Below are 14,708 nucleotides of genomic sequence, written 5' to 3'. Positions count from 1 at the left end.
CGAACAGCCACGGTCGCGGCGCGGAAAATACTTCCGTAACGGAAACTCAGCACAGGAAGGCGCCACAGGCAACTGCCGAAATTGCCATAAGGCAGCCGATTTATGCCTGCGATACGATCGACACGCCCGATCGGCAGCTGCGGAAGGTCAGCCGCCCCCTACCGATACCCCAGCCCCATCACGTAATCCCGGAGCAGCCTTTCCTCGATCTCGGTGTCGAGCAGCAGGGCGTTGAGGGCGTCGCGGGCGTTGAGGATGCCGATCGGGCGGTCGGCCTGGTCGACGATCGGAATGTTCTTCAGATCGCGCGACTGCATGAGCCGCCAGACGGCGTGCAGCTCGTCGTCGAGGCGGCAGGTGACGACCTGCGACCGCGCCACCAGCGCCTCGCGCACCGGCTCGTCCAGCCGCGTCGCCGCGACGAAGAAGCCGACGAGGTCGGTCTTGGTCAGGATTCCGGCGAGCGTGCCGGACGGCGCGCAGACGACGACGATGTCGGTTCCGGCGTGCAGCCGGCGCGCCGCCTCGACGAGCGGCGCATCCTCCGGCACCGAAACGAGCCGGTCGCGCGCGCTGTCCTTCAGCTCTTCGACGAATGCCAAGATCCGCCTCCCTTCGCTGGCCGCCGTCCGCCCGATCGGGACGCGGCAGCCGACCTAGATTACGCTTGGGAAGGCGACGCCGGAAGGCCTGCTGGAACCGGCCACATCGGCCCTGCTCCGCGCCTGGACAAGGCCGGCGGACAGGTTTCGCCCCGTTGCGGACATCGTCATCAGGCGCGACGATCTCGCGGCGCATGGCGATGTCGTGACATCCGGAGGAGGTTGCGGGATGTCGGATTTCAACATCGGTTTCGTGATCTTCCCCGGCCTCACGCAACTCGACTTCACCGGCCCGTTCGAAGTCCTGAGCCGGCTTGCAACGCCGCCCTCGCTCGCCGTCGAAAGCCCGTTCCCGCCATCGAAGACCCATGTCATCGCGAAGACGATGCAGCCGGTTGCGAGCGACCGCGGCCTCGCCATCCTGCCGAGCTGCACCTTCGAGGGCTCTCCCCCGCTCGACCTGATCTGCCTGCCCGGTGGCCCCGGCATCGTCGAGGCGCTCGCCGACGCCGAGACGATCGACTTCATCCGCCGCGAGGGCGCGCGCGCGAAATATGTCACCTCCGTCTGCATGGGCACCTTCCTGCTCGGCGCGGCCGGGTTGCTCGCGGGGCGCCGCGCCACGACGCACTGGGCCTATGTCGACCTCCTGCCCCTCGTCGGCGCCCGGCATGAGAAGGCGCGCGTCGTGCGCGACGGCAATCTCTTCACCGCGGGCGGCGTCACCTCGGGCATCGACTTCGCCCTCGCGATCGTCACCGAGCTGGCGGGGCCGGAGGTGGCAAAGGCGATCCAGCTCGCGCTCGAATACGACCCCGCGCCGCCCTTCGACGCCGGCCATCCCGACAAGGCGTCCGAGGCGGCGATCGCCCTCATGCGGAGCCGCAACGAAACGGCCCATGCGGACATAAGGCGGGCGCTGGAAAGCCGGTCATCGCCGGCATCCGGCTAGGGCCGGCGCGCGGGGGAAAATCAGTCCGGCTGTGGCAGCACGGCAGCCCTGCCGAGCTCCGTCAGCCCGTAGATTCCCCGGCTCTCGCGGACAAACCAGCCATAGACATTGCTGCGCAGGATGGTCGGCGCCCGCTCGACCAGCGTCTTCAGCTGCTTCGGGCTTTGCGGCCCGGAAAGCAGCGACGTCGCGCACAGGATGCAGTCCTGCCGGTAGGCGGTCATGATCGGCTTGCCGCGACCGCCGCCGATCTGGGGATCGCCGACCCGGCGCTTGTGCTCGTCGAGCAGCCGCGAGCGCCGCTTGGGATCGCGGCGCGGCGCTTGCGCGAAGGGCGCAATGATGACGTCGACCGTGCCGGAGGCAGAGACGGCGATCAGCCCGAAGCCGAGACGCCGGCACAGATTGCGGAACCGCGCGTCATGCTCGCGCCCCTTCCCCTTCGAGGCGCGCGCCGCGAGCCAGACCTCGTCCGAGATCGTGGCCCGGTTGACGCCCTGCAGGACCAGCTCGAGGTTGAAGGCGAGCTTCATCTCGCAGACGACGAGGATGGGCGGCTCGCCCTCCCGGACGCCGACCAGGTCACAGCCATTGACCTCGCCCTTCACGACATAGCCGGCGCCCTCCATGAAGGCCTTCAGGGGAAGATAAAGGTCAGTCTCGGCCATTGATCTGTTTCGGATCCCGGTGTGTACGGGAGGGATTTAGCTGAGTCTGGGGGAAGGTGCACGGGGCGTGTGCCAAGGCCGCGCCGTAGCCGCAGGCGGTGTTCATGTCAGTGGTCGACTCAGCGGCTTGCATCCCAGTCGAGTTGGCAGGCCGAAAGTCGCGCAAGCGATCCACCTCCCAATCGAATGTGGTGTCACCCTTCAACGCCCGCCGCGCGGACAAAACCTTCGAATCTCCGATCACCCTCATGGACCGACAAGTGACGAAGTACGAAGTCCTTACTCATCTTCGGCATCCCCTAAGCGATCTCCCGAATTACCGGCTTGCATCCTGTCGACACCATCAACCAGAGCTCTCAGCAGCGCCCGCTCGTCATCAGTAAGCTCATTGGATTCGCTGAGATGCCGCTTCGCATTGTTATATATTACATCGCGATCATAGACGTATTGGTCAGCATCTCTTCGATATATATAGTGAATGCCGTCACCCGATGAACTCTGACTGACCAGACCCCTGACAACCTTGGCAGTAAACCTCCCGTCCGCCTCAATGCCCTTTCTCAGCCATTCCTGCAAGGCTGCAGGATCACCCAGATGATTCCATGACAGCACGGCCTTCCAGTAGAAGGGTAGATCGCCCAGCGAACCATCATCAGCTGCAGCTTTGATCTTCGGCATTAAGATGACACCGAGCCTCTCGAAGTCCTTCTGACTGATGACAGCGCGACCGGGATCATCGCTTGGGAAGACACCGAGTTCGCGAGCTCGATCAACAAAGAGATCGGCAAGCACGAACGGGGAGCCCGACTGCTGGTAGGCGGCAATAAGGTGTTTCCCGGCCTCCTCTTCGCCCCATACCTCAAGGAGGTCCCGCAGGAGGATGCGAAGATAGCTACCCGGCTCCAAAGTAAACATCTCACCACGCCAAGGCATGGCGAAAACCTCATCGCCAATCGACAGCAGTGCGTTCAGCAGTCCCTGTGTGGGTTGGGGTTTTGGTTGGACCGAAAAACGCATCCTCAGCTCATCGAGGAAGAGCCCGATCATCGCTCGACCGCGACTGTTGTTCTTGCCGATATATGTCCGCAATGAATTCGTGAGCTTCATCTCATCGTTAAGATTGTCGAACACTGCATCGATCGTCGCCTTGGGCACCGCATCCGCGCTGGGATGAAGTGCGAAGTAGGCGTCATAGCCCGCCTCGCTCATCAGGCCTCGACGGGCTTGCGACGCGAAGTGGCTTTCCCGGATGACGTAACGTTCCCCTTCGAACCACTTCACGTGATCAGGAAACAGCACAGCGAGAAGTTCGATAACGGGATCCACTGTCGCCGGCGGCAATGAGGCCTTCAATGCCTTGATGTTAGCCTTCCGGTCATCGTCTGCACCCATGAGATAACGACCCTCATTGAAGAGGAAGTCGCGGTTGCGTCGGACCCAGTCGAACGCAACTGGATCGAACAGGCGGAGGCCCTCAATAGCTACGAGATCTTGAGAGTCGAATTCGCCCCTCAATGCGGGCCAGGCGAATTTCAGTGCGTTCGATAAGCGCAGCACGTCTCGCGGATAATTAATCCAGCGATGAACACCGTCCCGCACGATATACTGCCACCTGGGCGAAGTCTCCCCGTCTGCGGTAATGGACGCGATCTCATCGCCGAGCATGGTCAGGAGGCTGTTCTTCCCAGGCAAAGGTAGATGGAGCTCCTGCTGCACGATCTTTTCAGCGAACCGCGGCCCAACACGATCAATGCCTCCGTCGAGCGCCCGCCACACGATTTCGCGGTCGTAGACAAGCAGGTAAGTGACATTGGGCAGACGACCGATGGTCTTCACCATCTGCATGATCGACCTGATCTCACCGTCTTCGAGACGATCGATATCGTCGATCGTAACGAGCAAGCAACGATTACTATTGCTAAGCTGCCCTCTCAAATTCTCGTAGGCCGTCTGAAGGCTGGGTGTATCGAGGAACTTGCCAAAGACAGACTTCAGGGCCTTCTTCCCGGCGTTGCCCACGAGGCCCGAAATCGCTCCACCACTTGGATCGATAGCAAGAGCCATCGTAGCCGCCGCGTGGACCAAATCGTCCGCGCCTCCTGCTGTCGCGCGTAGCGCCCTGTTGTAAATTTTCTTGATCGTGCCTTCCCTGGGCTTCAAGTGCTCAGACAATAGCTTGAAGAAGGCAGCTATAAGGTCTTGATGACCTGAGACAATCCATGGCCGAAAATCGATGTGCTCGATCTTCGTTGACTCGACCGCCTCCTCGTTGTGCTCCTTAATGTGCTCAAGGATGAAGTTGACGACCGTCGTTTTTCCGGCTCCCCAACTTCCGTGAAGCCCAATGACGTAACCGTTAGGCACATTCATATTGATGATAACGTTCGCCAAGCGCTTCGCGAATGGCGCGTAGCCGAGGCGATCGTCCGCAACGTTCCTTTTCGGCTGGTCGTCACCTAACTTATATTCGTCCCCCTTCAACGCGCGGCCCCCACTACGTAAAATATATAATGCTTAGCTCAAGCAACAATTAGGCAATACACTTAGGCAAACCCCGCCTTGAATGCCACTTTCCTCTGAACCACTCTAAAACATTGTATCATCGGACCAACCCATCTATGGACGACACCCCATCGCTGACATCAAGGGCCAGAGTGCATTTTCCGATATATTCTAGCGATACATCAAATTTCTGTCGTTTCGCGCCTACGAACCACCTTCCGTTTTCCCCTCACTCCGCCTCCGCAGCCCCTCTCCCCCTCACCCACCGCCAGACCCTGCCGTCGATCGCGACGAGGCCCAGCGCGATGAGGGCCATGCCTGCAAAGTGCTTGGGTTCGAGGTGTTCGCCGAGGACGAGCGTGCCGAGCAGGATGGCCGAGACGGGGACGAGGAGGGTTACCAGCGAGGTGTTGGTCGCGCCCGTACGGGCCAGCAGGCGGAAGAACAGGATGTAGCCGAGCGCCGTCGAGAAGGCGGCGAGGCCGAGGATCGCTGCCCAAACCTGCCAGCTCGGGGCCGGCAGCTGCCAGGGGTGATCGAACAGCACGGCGAGCGGGATCATCATCGTCGTCGCGGCGATCATCTGGCCGGTCGCTGCCGTCATGGGCGCGACGCCGAGGCGGGGCAGCTGGCGGCCGAGCGCGCCGGAAAAGCCGTAGGCGAGCGTCGCCGCCAGGATCGCCAGCGCGCCGAGGCCGTCACCGCCGAGGTTCAGGAAGACGGAGGGGCCGATCAGCACGGCGACGCCGAGAACGCCGATCGCGATCCCCGTCACCTTGGTCGCCGTCAGCTTCTCGTCAACGGTCAGGAAATTGACGATCAGCGCCGTCCAGAACGGCGTCGTCGCGTTCAACACGGCGGCGAGCCCGCTCGGGATCTGGGTCTGGCCCCAGACGATCAGCGAGAACGGGATGACGTTGTTGATGAGGCCCATGCCGAACAGCACGCGCCAGACCCGCCAGCCGGCGGGGAGCGGCCGGCCGCTCAGGCGGAGCAGCGCCACGAGAATCAACGCCGCGATGCCGACCCGAAGCGACACGATGGTGAAGGGCGGCAGCTCCCGGCCTGCGATGGCGATGAAGAAGAACGAGCCGCCCCAGAGTGCGGCGAGCAGGACCAGCAGCGACCAGTCGGCGCCCGTCATGGTTTGACGAATCTGGGTCTGGCGTATCGGGGTCTGACCGATCGGGGTCTGGTGTAACTCGGTCTGGCCTGTGGTCATCGAAACGGCCGCTCCCTGCTGTGGTGCAGAACCACTGCCCGTCCGCGTTGCATCTGGCAACCCGTTTCCTGCCGTCGTATTTCGCGCGGGGGGCGCCGGGTGCGGCATCGCTTTGCAACGAGCGCGCTATCGTCCATCGTCCGGCCGCGTTATCGTCGCCGCGCTCCATTTCGAGGCCGCCCTTGCGATTCCTGATCCATCTCGCCGTCGCCATCGCGATCGCCATTGTCGTCGGCCTCGGCTCGGCGTTCCTGGTGCTCGACCGCGACCGGCTGTTCGGCGCGGTGACGCGCGGGGCGTGGACGGCGTGGCCGGATTCCGGCAGCCCGAACGCCGATCCCTATACCGAGGCGATGCTGGCGCGCTCCGGCGAGGTGCCGCTCGGCGGCGGCGAGGGCCTCGCCTTCAGCGCCGAGGTGGATTCGTCCGGCCAGCGCCTCACGGGCGGCTGCCGCTACCGCGTCTCCGGCCAGACGCCGCCGGCGCGGCTCTGGACGCTCACCGTCTATGACGAGGACGGCCACCTGATGGAAAACCCGGCCCGGCGGACGGCCTTCCACTCACGGGAAATCCTGCGGCGCGAGGACGGCAGCTTCGAGATCGCGGTGGCGCCGAAGCCGCAGCCGGGCAACTGGCTGCCGGTCACGACCGGCGAGCGCATCCGGCTGATCCTCCGCCTCTACGACACGCCGCTTTCCGGGGGTGCCGCGATCGGCGACATCGTGCTGCCGGCGATCGAGAGGGTCGGCTGCACATGATCCGCCTCCTCCTCTACGTCCTCGGCGGGCTGCTTCTCGGCGGCATCATCCATATCGCCGCCATCCTGCTTTTGCCTGACTTCGCCAATCGCGACGCCTGGACCTCGCTCGGCCGGTTCGGGCGGGACGGCGCGTTCCATCTGTTGCCGATGTCGGAGCCGGGGACGGAGCCGCTGCCCTATCTCGATCCGGAAATGGCCTATGCCGCCTGCCGCTTCTCGCTCGAGAACGGGCCGATCCGCATCAAGGCGGCGATGCCGGACGATTTCTGGTCGATCGCGGTGTTCAATCGGCGCGGCAGCAATGTCTACAGCCTGAACGACCGCTCGGCCGAGCGGGCTGACATCGACCTCGTCATCGCGACGCCGGTGCAGATGGCGCAATTGCGCGAGAACCCCATCGCCGCGCTCGACCAGTCGATCGTGATCCAGGTGCCGATCACCCGCGGCTTCGCGCTGATCCGCAGCTTCGTCGCGGATCCGACGCTGCTGGGCAAGGCGGAGACGATGCTGCGCGCGGCGAACTGCTCCGCCGAGCTGCCCTCGGCCGACGCCCCCGCCCCCGTCGCTCCCGACGAGAAGAACTAGCTCAGGCGCCGCGACCCGGCGTCGGTCGTTGCGCGGCCGTCGTTGATGGCGGTGGCACCGGCCGCTCCGGCCGCGACCGATCGATGCGGACGCCCGAGAAGATGATGATCTGGCAGGTCCCCTCTTTCGGGAGCTCCGACCGCGCGCGTCTGCGCCGGGCTGCCGTGTAGGTCAGTATGGTGCCCATGTGACCTCCTTCGAGGTCCGTTCGGCCGGATCGACGCCCCGACTGCCTGGCGGACACTCTCTCAAGCACAATAGCACCATTTACGGACCGGCAAGGTTAACGGAACGCTAACGACTTCCGGGCACAATCGGCACGGGCTTGGCGATCGGGGCTTGCCACCGGAATTTGCGATCGCGTCGACGGCACTTCGGGTAACGCGTCATCATGCATCCCTCGTATTTTTCGGATGGTCTCATGGCCATGGCCGTATCGAGCCAGCAAAGCCGCGATGCCGCGTTGCTCCGCGCAACGACGGAACTGTTCGTGCTCGACAAGGCGCACGACCAGGCGGAAATTCGCCGCTTCGAAGAACTGACCGCGCATTTCCTGACCAAGGTGACGCCGGCCGACCGCGCCTTCGTGGCGGAGCGGCTGGCCCGCCACCCGGATGCGCCGGGCGCGATTTTACGCATGCTGGGCAAGGACTTGGTCGAGATCGCCTCGCCGGTGCTGCGCCATGCCGAGCTCTCCTCCTTCGATCTCCTGGCGATCCTGGCGGCGACCGGGCCGGCGCATTTCCGCATGATCGCGGCGCGCGACGACCTCGCCCCCGACATCGTGCAGGCGCTCCGCCTCACCGGCGACGCGGAGACGATCGCGCTGTTGCCCGAGGCGGCCGAGGACGCGCCGCTCGCCTACGAGATCCCGCCGCCACCGGTCGCTCCGGAGCCCCTGCCCGCGGTCGCGGCAGTCGCTCCCGCGCCGGAAGAGCCCGCTGTCCCCGCCGTCTCGAAACCCGAGGTAGCGCCGGTCGAGCCCGCGAATCAGATCGCGCCCGAAAAGTCCCCCCTGTCGGCGCTCGCCGCCGCGCGGGTCCTCACCGCGAGCCTCAGCGCCGAGCTGACGGCGATCGCGACCGAGACACCGGTGCCCGAGGGCCTGTCGCGCCGGACGTTCGAATCGCTCGCGCGCGCCCAGAAGCAGCCTGCCGCCCAGCCGGAGAAAGCCAAGAAGCCGACCCCGGCGGCCGCTCCCGTCGCAGCGGCCAAGGCCCCGGAACCGACCGCGCCGGCCCCGACCGCAACGACCGAAGCGGCCGAGCCTGTCGCGCCCGCCCCCGTTGCCGCGCCGCATGCGACCGATGCGTTTCTCGGCCTCGACCGCGCCGGCCGCCTGGCGCGGCTCGCCTCGATCTCGGGAGCGCCGATCCAGCCCTCCCGGCTGACGCCAATGGAAATCGACCATGCCTTCCGCGCGGCGATGAGCCGGGCACGGCTCAGCCTGCTCGCCCGCCAGCGCCAGCGCGACGCGCTGATCCGGACGCTGGCTGAGGGTCTCCGGCTCGACGTCGACCGGGTCACCGCGCTGCTCGATGATCCCTCGGGCGAAGCGCTGGTGGTGCTCCTCAGGGCGATCGGCCTCACCGATGCCGAGGCGCAGCAGGTGCTGCTGCTCGCCAATCCGGTGATCAGTTCGGCGGTCGAGACGTTCTTCCGGCTCACCGGCCTGCTCGGTGGCCTGGAGAAGCCGGTTGCCGATCGCCTGGTTGCCGAGTGGCGGAACGACGGCACGGCTGCCAGCCCGTCGCACCAGCCCCATTTCGCCGATGCGCCGCGCAAGGAAACGCGCCAGCCCGCGACCGGACACGCGGCAGACCATGCCAAGCCGGATCAGGCGAAACCGGTTCTGACGGGTACGATGGGCTGAATTCAGCCTAAGGCGATGTCGAGGAAAGCGCGGCCGGCGCGGTCCTCGATCTCGACCACCCAGACGTCCGGATCGAACCGCATCTCGGACGCGATCCGCGCCTGCAGGGCCAGTCGATCGATCCGCTTGCCGATATGGGAAAACAGCCGGTCAGTCGGCTTGCTGTCGTCAAAGGCCGTCTGCGGGGCCGGCCCGTAGAGATCGACCGTACCGTCGAGCCAGTCGACGACGACGAAGATGGCGCCCGCCTCCTCGGAGCCGCGCCGCACGACCGCCGCGAACGCACCCTCGACGAAAGCGCGCCGCACATAGGCCGCGACCCAGAGGCCGGATGTCAGGCGCATCGACGCCTCCTGGCTGTCAAAGCGTGCCCATCGCGCCGATCAGGACCAGCTTGGCGATCACCGCGTCTCCCGCGGCTCCGGTCATCGGCAGGCCGTTGTCGAGCTCGAAACGGCGAATGGCATTCGCCGTCTTGCCGCCGCCCCGCCCATCGACATCAACCGGCCCGTAGCCGATCTGGTTCAAGGCGACCTGCACCTTCTTGATCCGAGCACGCGTCGCGGGATCCTCGATCGAACCGGTGGAGGCCGGTTCGGCAACCTCGGCGCGCGGCTGGCCCTTGCGGATCTGGCCGAGCAGCCGGGCGCTCGGCTGGCCGGTCGGGATCAGGCCGATCTTCTTCTCGAAGGCGGAGATCGCCGCCTTGGTCTGCGGGCCCATGACGCCGTCGACGGCGCCGGTATAGAGCTTGGCGGCAGCCAGAGCCTGCTGCGTATCCGCGATCAGGTTGCTGGGCGTTGCGGATGCCACCGTGCTGGTGGAGACGGGGGTCGGCTGCGGCTGCGTGTGCGGCAGCGCCACCTGCGTCCGGCTCTTCGGCAGCGGCACGGAGGCCGGCTCCCCATCGGCCGACGCCGTATCGGATTGACCTTGCGCGGCCCCGCCCCGCGTCACGAAGAGCGGATCTGGATGGCGCTTCGTCTGCAGGAACGCGGCGTTGGAGACGATCACGGAACCGACGATCAGGATGACCACAAGCCCGCCTGACTGAAGCGGGTTCTCGATCACCTTGTCGGCCAAGCGGCTGAGCAGCCCCTCGCTGTCCTTGACGGGCTTCCTGGAGCGGGCGGCCGGCCGCTTGCGCCGGGTCGGGGCCTCACGCACGCCGGCGCTCCCTCTCCTCGAGGACAGGCCCGGCCCCACCGACAAGGGCGGGTCGGTGGTTGCGAAGGGGGAGACGCACGGTCGCCGTGGTGCCGCGGCCCGCCTCGCTTGCGAGCGTGAACGTACCGCCCTGCAGCTCGACCAGCCCCTTCACCACCGAAATGCCCAGTCCGGTTCCCTCGGCGCGGCGCTCGTGGCGGGCGTCCGCCTGGACGAAGGGCGTGCCGATGCGCGGCAGGTCGCTGGCGGCGATGCCGACGCCGGTGTCGGCGACTTCGAGCACGAGATCGCCGCTCTCCAGCCGCGCCGTGACGGACACCGTGCCGCCGGCCTCGGTGAATTTCGCCGCGTTCGACAGCAGGTTGAGCAGGATCTGACGGCAGGCGCGCCGGTCGGCGACGACGTCCGGCAGGTCGCGATCAATACGGCGAACGAGCTTGAGCCCGCGGCCCGTGATCTGTTGCGACATGATGTCGAGCACGCAATCGACCAGCGGCGCAACCGGGAACGGCGCTGCCACGACCTCGAACTTGCCGGCCTCGATCTTGGACATGTCGAGCACGCTGTTGACGACCTGCAGCAGGTGTTCGCCGGAGGAATGGATCAGCCGGATATAGTCGCGATGGCGGGCCATCTCGAACTTGCCGAACAGCTCGCGCTCCAGCATTTCCGAGAAGCCGATGATCGCGTTGAGCGGCGTGCGCAACTCATGGCTGACATGGGCGAGGAACTGGATCTGCGACTGGTTGGCCTCGGCGGCCGAGGAGCGCGCGGCGACGATCTCGGTCTGCTGCGTCCGCGCTTCCGTGATGTCGCGCATCACCGCGACGATCGTACGGACGCCGGTCGCGGGATCGATCACGGGGCGGCAGCGCATGTCGACCCAGAGGAAATCGGAGGCCGTATCGGCCCGGCGCAGGCGGAACTCCAGCGTGCGCGGCTCGCCGGTGCGGTCCGTTTCGGAGATCGCGTGCAGATAGGCCGGCCGATCGGCGACATGAACGCGATCGAACAGGCCGTGCCCGGCGAGATCGGCGGCGGAGCAGCCGAGCATGGTCCGCGCGGCGGGCGACGCATATTCGAGCGCACCGACGCTGTTGTGACGGGTGATGAGATCGGTGCCGTTCTCCGCCAGCATCCGGTAGCGCGCCTCGCCGTCCCGCGCGGCAAGATCCGCCTCGCGATAGACCTGCTCGATCCGCAGCGCCAGCCCGGCGCCATAGAGCAGCGCGGCGATGATGAGAATCGGCACGAAGCCGGCAGAAGCCCCGCTTTCGGACGGAAGCCATCCGGCCAGCGACGCCGTCGCCAGCGCGGCGAGCGCGACCGCCGCCATGCCGATCGAAGCGAGCGTGATGCGGCGCGCGCCGGAAAGCGCGGCTTCCGCCGGGACGATGGCGAGAAGGATGAGCGCGGGCGACTGAAGCCCGCCGGTCAGCGCGCCGCCGAGGACGACGAGCCCGGCCAGCGCCAGCGCCGACAGGAGATGCGCGGCCTCATAGCGGCCGGTGCGCGACAGGAAGGCCGCGATCGGCAGCGGCGCGGCGAGGAAGGCGAAGGCGACGGCCGAGCCAAACGACGGGGCGCCGGAAAGCGCCAGCCAGATCGGGAACAGCAGGAGCACGCCGAGCCCGACGGCAAGATGGGCGGCGATGAAGGCCCTGTGCCGGCTCGCGACCAGCGAATCCTCGCTGGCCGAACCATGCACAAGTCCATCGATAACGCGCCGCAAGGGCTCGAAGGAAACCGTCATACGCAACACACCGGTGACGCTCGTTCCGGCCTTTCGGCCCTGTCGCGGAACCTCCGCGCCTGACCATCCGGCAATGAGGGCATCATGGCAGCCGGCGCTTAAAGGAACCCTAAGGGGGCGGACACAAAGGGCGGCCCGGAGCGCCAACGTCACGCTCCGAGCCGGCCCTTTGGCGCAGAAACGCTCGCGCCGGCGTGACAATTGCTGGCTGGCTGGCCCTCGTTGCGGGATCGCGGCGGAATGGAGCCACCTCGTGGCCGACCTCGGCCTAAGACCGAATCGGTAGGGCGGAGACGACGGTCCTGCCGGAAAGATGCTCGCGATGAACAAAGTCGAGAATTGCCGCATAGCTTAGGCGCCGCCCCTCCCGCGCAAGTTGCTCATGGTTAGCAATATGCCAACGCCATTGCTCAAATTCGGCGTTGCATCTCAACCTGGCCTATAGCCGCTCCCGCTAAGGTGGCGACAGGTGCACGGAGAAACCGTGACCGTCCCGCGTTTCAGGCACAGTCGGAAGGGCTGGTTCCATGTTTCTCATCCGGGCAGCATTCTGGTTTTCGGTCGTCGTTCTGCTGATCCCGGGCGACCCGAACAGCGGCACCGACGCGCCCCGCGTCGGCGCGATCGACGCCCTCGTCGCGGCACAGGGCGCCGTCTCCGACCTCGCCGGCATGTGCGAGCGCCAGCCCGATGTCTGCAGCAGCGGCGGCGCGGCGCTCGCCGCCTTCGGCGCCAAGGCCCGCTATGGCGTCGGCCTCCTCTACAATGCGGTCGACGGCAAGCTCGCCATGCCGACCCTGCCGGGCGTCGCGAAGGACGGCACACTGACGCCCGCCGACATGGCGCCGCAGTGGCATGCTCCGAAGGCGCACGACCGCAACGCCTGACCGGAACCGCGCGACAACAGCGTCATTCTTTCGCCCTGGCGGTTTCATAGCGGTCCGCGAGACGCTATATGCGAGAGACCATGAACATCACCGCCACGCTCGCCCCCATCGACCGGATTCTCGACGATTTCGCCTTTCTCGACGATTGGGACGATCGCTATCGCTATCTGATCGAGCTCGGCCGCGGCCTCGCGCCGCTGGCGCCGGAAGCGCATAACGACGCCAACAAGGTGCAGGGCTGCGCCAGCCAGGTCTGGCTCGAGAAGAACGTCCGGCAGGAAGCCGATGGCCCGCATCTGGACTTCAAGGGCGACAGCGATGCGCTGATCGTGCGCGGTCTCGTCGCCATCGTCATCGCCCTGTTTTCCGGTCGCCCTGCAGCCGAGATCGTCGAGACCGACGCCGAGGCCGTGTTCGAGAAGATCGGCCTTCGCGAGCATCTGACGGCGCAGCGCTCGAACGGGCTGCGCTCGATGGTGAACCGCATCAAGACCGAGGCGGGAGCGGCGGCCGCCGGCTGATCAGCCGATCGTCGGCCGGAAGTCCTCGCTTCCCCAGTGCCGCATTCCGCCCTCGCCTCCCCGCGCCATCGCGGCGAGGCCGTAGTGACGGGCGAGCGCCGAGAGCGCCAGCAGCAGAACCAGCTTTGCCGAGCGCTTCGGCCAGCCGCGCGCCGTCTCGATATCCTCGATCCCCTTGAGGAAGCAGCAGAAATCGATCAGCACGCCGGAGAACTCCGGCCCTACCGCCGTAAGCGCCCGCTCGAGGCGCATGCGGGCTGAAAGCGCCGCCTCCGTCAGTTCCGCCATGCCGCCCGCGCCGCCGCGCCGGCCGCTCGCCACCGCCGCCGACCAGTTCGAGGTCACGCGCGGCATGAGTTGCCCCCGGGTGAAATCGGCGCGCAGCCTCTCCCCGGCCTGGAAAGCCGCATCGTCGATCAGCGGCTTGCCGTCGCGCCCCTTGCGGCTGCGCAGCCAGGCGAGCGGGCTTTCGCTAACGTCGACCGTCACGCTGTGCCGGCCGCCATCCCGCTCGATCGTCTGCGTTTCGCGCGCCTGATGCTGGCTAGAGAAATCCTCGCCGCCGGCGAGCGACCGGCGCACCATCACCCGCCCGGCGGCGGAGAGCACCAATCCGTCCGATCCGTCCGCCGCGAGGGCGCCATCCGCCAGCAGCGCCTTGACATCGGCGGCGTCGACCCCTGTCCGGCGCGCCGACAGCGGCGAGGCCAGGACATAGCCGTCCGCCGCCCGCTCGATCCGCGCGCCGGCGGTCGCGAGCCGCCGCGCCAGCTTCAACGCCGCGCGCGCCGCCATCACGAACGCCCTCCGGCCGAGGACAGGCGGCCGATGGAGCGGCTCGCCGCCCGTTCGAGGCAATCGACCAACTGATCGACCCGCGCCTGGTCGCGATCTTCCTCGATCCGGCGGCAGGCATGCGCGGCCGTCGTCCGATCCCGGCCGAACAGCCGGCCGGCTTCGGTATAGGTGAGGCCGAGCGTCGTATGGGCGAGATAGAGCGCGACCTGGCGGGCATAGGCGGCCTGCGCCGTGCCACGCCCCGTCGCGCAGAGGTCGCTTGCCTCGACATCGAGAGCGGAGCCGACAAGGGAGACGAGCATTCGCTTTGTGCCCTCCTGCTCCCGCTGTCGCCGCCGGATCTCCCGGTCCGGTGCCTGGTCCGATCGTGCGTCCATTCCGCTCCCTCCCGCTTGTTTCGGCGATATAGGAAAATAAT

General features: G+C 66.5%; 15 protein-coding genes. 6 read left to right on the top strand and 9 right to left on the bottom strand.

The features are described 5' to 3' along the window. Positions 1–158: 158 nt before the first annotated feature. On the bottom strand, positions 159–602 hold the full coding sequence (locus K32_RS06930) for a cyclic nucleotide-binding/CBS domain-containing protein (RefSeq protein WP_201403313.1): 444 nt from the start codon (positions 600–602) through the stop codon (positions 159–161). Between the two features lie 229 nt (positions 603–831). On the opposite strand from K32_RS06930, the gene K32_RS06925 reads away from it, so the two are divergent. Beyond that, positions 832–1,554, top strand: coding sequence for a DJ-1/PfpI family protein (locus K32_RS06925; protein ID WP_201403312.1), 723 nt, complete (start codon positions 832–834; stop codon positions 1,552–1,554). A 20-nt stretch (positions 1,555–1,574) separates the two neighbouring features. Here the strand turns inward: K32_RS06925 and K32_RS06920 are convergent, their stop codons facing one another. The 3 genes from K32_RS06920 to K32_RS06910 all read right to left on the bottom strand — a co-directional run bounded on the left by K32_RS06920 (position 1,575) and on the right by K32_RS06910 (position 5,868). After that, the gene (locus tag K32_RS06920; protein ID WP_201403311.1) at positions 1,575–2,222 is read right to left on the bottom strand and encodes a DUF2161 domain-containing phosphodiesterase; all 648 of its coding nucleotides are present in this window, start codon (positions 2,220–2,222) and stop codon (positions 1,575–1,577) included. A gap of 279 nt (positions 2,223–2,501) precedes the next feature. After that, positions 2,502–4,703, bottom strand: a complete 2,202-nt coding sequence (locus K32_RS06915) for a P-loop NTPase fold protein (protein WP_201403310.1) — start codon at positions 4,701–4,703, stop codon at positions 2,502–2,504. A gap of 250 nt (positions 4,704–4,953) precedes the next feature. Continuing rightward, entirely contained in the window at positions 4,954–5,868 is a 915-nt protein-coding gene (locus K32_RS06910) for a DMT family transporter (protein ID WP_201403309.1), read from the bottom strand. Between the two features lie 260 nt (positions 5,869–6,128). Here K32_RS06910 and K32_RS06905 point away from each other — a divergent pair, with 260 nt between their 5' ends. From K32_RS06905 to K32_RS06895, 3 genes are all read left to right on the top strand, one after another. After that, positions 6,129–6,704: a DUF1214 domain-containing protein gene (locus K32_RS06905; protein ID WP_201403308.1), complete on the top strand. Its 576-nt coding sequence runs from the start codon at positions 6,129–6,131 to the stop codon at positions 6,702–6,704. Continuing rightward, positions 6,701–7,291 (top strand): DUF1254 domain-containing protein, encoded by a 591-nt coding sequence (locus K32_RS06900; protein ID WP_201403307.1) that lies wholly within the window; start codon positions 6,701–6,703, stop codon positions 7,289–7,291. The genes K32_RS06905 and K32_RS06900 overlap by 4 nt, the downstream gene beginning before the upstream one ends. 421 nt (positions 7,292–7,712) lie before the next feature. Further along, positions 7,713–9,164 (top strand): hypothetical protein, encoded by a 1,452-nt coding sequence (locus K32_RS06895; RefSeq protein WP_201403306.1) that lies wholly within the window; start codon positions 7,713–7,715, stop codon positions 9,162–9,164. A 2-nt stretch (positions 9,165–9,166) separates the two neighbouring features. Here K32_RS06895 and K32_RS06890 read toward each other — a convergent pair whose 3' ends face one another. The 3 genes from K32_RS06890 to K32_RS06880 are packed head-to-tail and all read right to left on the bottom strand — an operon-like array spanning position 9,167 to position 12,084. Then, positions 9,167–9,508 (bottom strand): DUF1491 family protein, encoded by a 342-nt coding sequence (locus tag K32_RS06890; RefSeq protein WP_201403305.1) that lies wholly within the window; start codon positions 9,506–9,508, stop codon positions 9,167–9,169. A 16-nt stretch (positions 9,509–9,524) separates the two neighbouring features. Beyond that, positions 9,525–10,331 (bottom strand): peptidoglycan-binding protein, encoded by an 807-nt coding sequence (locus K32_RS06885; protein WP_201403304.1) that lies wholly within the window; start codon positions 10,329–10,331, stop codon positions 9,525–9,527. Then, positions 10,324–12,084, bottom strand: a complete 1,761-nt coding sequence (locus K32_RS06880) for a PAS domain-containing protein (protein WP_201403303.1) — start codon at positions 12,082–12,084, stop codon at positions 10,324–10,326. Before K32_RS06880 ends, K32_RS06885 begins: the two co-directional genes overlap by 8 nt. A gap of 527 nt (positions 12,085–12,611) precedes the next feature. On the opposite strand from K32_RS06880, the gene K32_RS06875 reads away from it, so the two are divergent. Then, the gene (locus K32_RS06875; RefSeq protein WP_201403302.1) at positions 12,612–12,971 is read left to right on the top strand and encodes a DUF5330 domain-containing protein; all 360 of its coding nucleotides are present in this window, start codon (positions 12,612–12,614) and stop codon (positions 12,969–12,971) included. A gap of 80 nt (positions 12,972–13,051) precedes the next feature. After that, on the top strand, positions 13,052–13,492 hold the full coding sequence (locus tag K32_RS06870) for a SufE family protein (protein WP_244669885.1): 441 nt from the start codon (positions 13,052–13,054) through the stop codon (positions 13,490–13,492). Here K32_RS06870 and K32_RS06865 read toward each other — a convergent pair whose 3' ends face one another. Then, complete coding sequence (locus tag K32_RS06865; protein ID WP_244669966.1) at positions 13,493–14,287, bottom strand: DUF6456 domain-containing protein; 795 nt, start codon at positions 14,285–14,287, stop codon at positions 13,493–13,495. Beyond that, complete coding sequence (locus K32_RS06860) at positions 14,287–14,592, bottom strand: helix-turn-helix domain-containing protein (RefSeq protein ID WP_244669884.1); 306 nt, start codon at positions 14,590–14,592, stop codon at positions 14,287–14,289. The genes K32_RS06865 and K32_RS06860 overlap by 1 nt, the downstream gene beginning before the upstream one ends. Positions 14,593–14,708: the final 116 nt, after the last annotated feature.

Source organism: Kaistia sp. 32K (genome assembly GCF_016629525.1).
Taxonomy (GTDB): Bacteria; Pseudomonadota; Alphaproteobacteria; order Rhizobiales; family Kaistiaceae; genus Kaistia.
Note: the sequence above shows the minus strand (reverse complement) of the source record. Positions and strands in the feature narration are given on the sequence as shown.